Below are 2,607 nucleotides of genomic sequence, written 5' to 3'. Positions count from 1 at the left end.
CCGGCGCCGCCCGGGCCGCCCAGGCCGCCGCGCGGGAGGCGCTCGCCGCGATGCCCGCCGCCCGCCCGCAGGCCGCGCTCGGGCAGGAGGCCAACGGCCGCCTCGCCGTCGCCGAGCACGAGCTCGCCCTGCAACAGGCCCTCGCCGCCGCCCAGCGCTGGGGCCTGGCCGCGCTCCCGCTGCCCGCCCCGGCCCCGCCCGCCGCCAAGCCCGAGCTGGCGGACGGTCCCGGCGTCAAGCGCGCGCCCGGCCTGCCGCCGGTGGTCTACCGCGTCCCGACCACCGACAAGGTGGTGTTCCTGACCGTGGACGACGGCGCCGAGAAGGACCCGCGGTTCGCCGCGATGGCCGCCGAACTGGGCGTCCCGATGACGGTGTTCCTCTCCGACTACCTGGCCCGCTCCGACTACGGCTACTTCCGCGGCCTGCAGTCCCACGGCGTCGGCATCGACAACCACACCCTCACCCACCCCGACCTGCGCCGGCTGGGCGCCGACGCCCTGCAGCGCGAGATCTGCGGTCAGCAGGACCGCCTCCAGCAGGAGACCGGCACCCGCCCCCGGCTGTTCCGCCCCCCGTACGGCGAGTACACCGAGGCCGCGCTGCGCACCGCCGCCTCCTGCGGGGTCACCGCCTTCCCGCTGTGGAACGAGGAGGCGTTCCCGGACCACCTGGAGTGGCGCTACCCGGACCAGGTGTTCCACCCCGGCGACATCGTGCTGACCCACTTCCGCGCCCCCGCCGCCGACTGGAAGGGCACCATGCCGGACATGCTGCGCCGGGTGGTGGACGCCGCCACCGCGCAGGGCTTCGCGATCGCGCGCCTGGAGGACTACCTCTGACCCGCGGGCACCCGGCAGGCGCTACGATGCCGCCCGTTCGCGAACGGACGCGTTCGAGCCTGGGGGGGCTTCGTTGGAGAGAGAACCGGAACCGGTGCGCACCGTCCGCTACCTCCGCACCGTGGGGAGGCGGTGGCTCCTGCTGTCGGCGCTGAGCTGCCTGGTGGTCCTGCTGTGGCACGCCGACCGGTTCGGTTCGGTGTGGTTCACGGTGTCGATCGTCGGGATGTTCGCCGTCGGCCTGCTGTTCGGCCTGGGCAACGGGGTGTTCCACTACCGCAAGCAGCTGGCGCGGCGGCCGGAGGAGCTCCCCGAAGGGCTCGCACTGCTCCCGGAGCGGGACGAGTCCCGGGTGATCAGGATCCGGGCCACCCTCCTGGCCTTCTGGTCCGCACTGATGATCCTCTTGATCGGCGTCCAGCGGGGCGTCGGTGCCGCCATGTGCACGCTGCCGCTCGGCGCGGCCCTCGGCCTGCTGCTGCTCTCCCGCTGGGTGGCCGCGGCGGAGCGCAAGCACGGCGTCGTGCTGGTCGGTCTGCTCCCGGACGGCCGCCGGCGGACCCGCCGCGAGCGGAAGGAGGCCCCGGCCCCCGTCCGGGAGTGGACCCTCCCCGCCGTCCTCTGAGCCCGGCCCGGTGAACCCCCTGCTGCTGCCGCACCTCCGGCGCACCCCCGTCCTCCCGGCCGCCGCGCCGGACTTCGCGACGCCGCTCGGCCCGCTCGCGTTCACCGCCGAGCTGGACGGCGTCCCGCTGCCCGGGCGGCCCGACCGGCTGTGGCGGCTGCCGTCCGGCGCGCTGATCGCCCGCTGGTCCGGGCCCGGGGCCGAGCTGGAGCTGCTGGTCACCGGGTACGCCCCGGAGTCCGTCGGCTTCGCCCGCCCCGCCGAGGCGGCCTGCGGGGCGCTGTGGTGCCTGCGGGTGCGCCGCGAGGTGCACCGCCCGGTGTTCACCGCCGCGCTCACCGGCCCGCCGCCCGGCACCTCGGCCGGCTACAACGGCACCCAGGCCGTGGCCTCGCTGGAGGTCCTCGGCGGCGGCTTCGAGTTCGCGCTGTCCGGCGACGACCCGGAGGCGATCTGCGTGCGCGCGGGCGGGGACCCGGACGTGCCGACCCGCTGGGCCGGGTACCGGGAGGCGGTGTACCGCAACGCCCTCGACTGGGGTGAGCACTACCTGTACGAGCGGTGCGCGCTGCGCTGGACGCTGCCCGGGCTGCTGCCCGGCGAACACGTCCTGCTGCCCGCCTCGGCCGCCTGGCTGCGCACCGACCCGGACGCCGGCCCGGACGCCGAGGACGACGGCGCCGCCTGGTGGGGCGCGCTCACCCACCCCGACGCCATCCTGGCGGCGGCCGCCGCCGGGGTGCCCGAACCGTCCGGCGCCCTGCGCCGCAACGGCACCCGGCGGGCCAGCCGGATCGGCCCCGCCGACCTGCCGTACTGACCGATCGTCGACACCTTCCGGAGGAGATGGCAGTGCGGAGGCTTCCACGGATTCCGTGGACCGGTCTGCTGGTGTTCCTGGCGCTGTGGGGCCTGTTGACGGCCTGCGCGCCGGAGCCCTGGCCCAGTCTGTGGGCGGCGCTGAGCGGCGCGGCCGGCGTGCTGGTCGCCGCCGTGACCCGCCCGGCGGCCGGGCGGCGCCCCCGCCCGGCCGCCGCCCCGGGGGGCAGCGCCGAGCGGGGACCCCAGGGCCCGGCCCCCCCCCCCGGGCCCCGGGGCCCGAACGACCACGCCCCCGACGGCACCCACCACCAGCAGCGC

The 2,607-nt window shown here is 77.1% G+C and carries 3 protein-coding genes and 1 pseudogene; all 4 read left to right on the top strand.

Features of this window, described 5'->3' with window-relative positions:
* Nucleotides 1-842 (top strand): polysaccharide deacetylase family protein (locus ACWEO5_RS38335; protein WP_452166685.1); only part of this gene is annotated, 842 nt, incomplete at its 5' end.
* Between the two features lie 73 nt (nucleotides 843-915).
* Nucleotides 916-1,467, top strand: coding sequence for a hypothetical protein (locus ACWEO5_RS38330; protein ID WP_452166684.1), 552 nt, complete (start codon nucleotides 916-918; stop codon nucleotides 1,465-1,467).
* A gap of 10 nt (nucleotides 1,468-1,477) precedes the next feature.
* Nucleotides 1,478-2,287 carry a hypothetical protein gene (locus ACWEO5_RS38325; RefSeq protein WP_452166683.1) on the top strand — a complete coding sequence of 270 codons (810 nt, stop codon included), beginning with the start codon at nucleotides 1,478-1,480 and terminating at the stop codon, nucleotides 2,285-2,287.
* Between the two features lie 32 nt (nucleotides 2,288-2,319).
* A pseudogene (locus tag ACWEO5_RS38320) lies at nucleotides 2,320-2,607 on the top strand (hypothetical protein); the annotation flags it as partial.

Source organism: Kitasatospora sp. NPDC004272 (genome assembly GCF_053603035.1).
This window is presented reverse-complemented; position numbering and strand designations above follow the sequence as displayed.